At 61.4% G+C, this 433-nt stretch carries 1 pseudogene; it reads left to right on the forward strand.

Annotated elements, in window-relative coordinates:
* Positions 1-433 (forward strand): annotated as a pseudogene (locus ACI2JH_RS19575) (DNA-directed RNA polymerase subunit alpha); the annotation flags it as partial.

The raw sequence follows: 433 nt of genomic DNA on the forward strand, positions 1-433 counted from the left end.
CCGACACACGCGCCAAGGTCGTTATCGAACCCTTGGAGCGTGGTTATGGGCACACGCTGGGCAACGCCCTGCGTCGCGTCCTGCTGTCGTCCATCCCGGGCTTCGCGATCACGGAAGTCGAAATCGACGGCGTGTTGCATGAGTACACCACGGTCGAAGGTCTGCAGGAGGACGTGCTTGAAGTCCTGCTCAACCTGAAGGACGTGGCCATCCGTATGCATACCGGCGACAGCGCCACCCTGTCCCTGTCCAAGCAGGGTCCGGGCGTCGTTACCGCTGCCGACATCAAGGTCGATCACAACGTGGAGGTCCTCAACGGCGACCACGTGATCTGCAACCTGACCAAGGATACGGCAGTCAACATGCGTCTGAAGATCGAACGTGGTTTCGGCTACCAGCCGGCTGCCGCGCGTCGTCGTCCGGACGAAGAAAC

The organism is Stenotrophomonas sp. NPDC078853 (genome assembly GCF_044901215.1).
Lineage (GTDB): Bacteria > Pseudomonadota > Gammaproteobacteria > Xanthomonadales > Xanthomonadaceae > Stenotrophomonas > Stenotrophomonas lacuserhaii.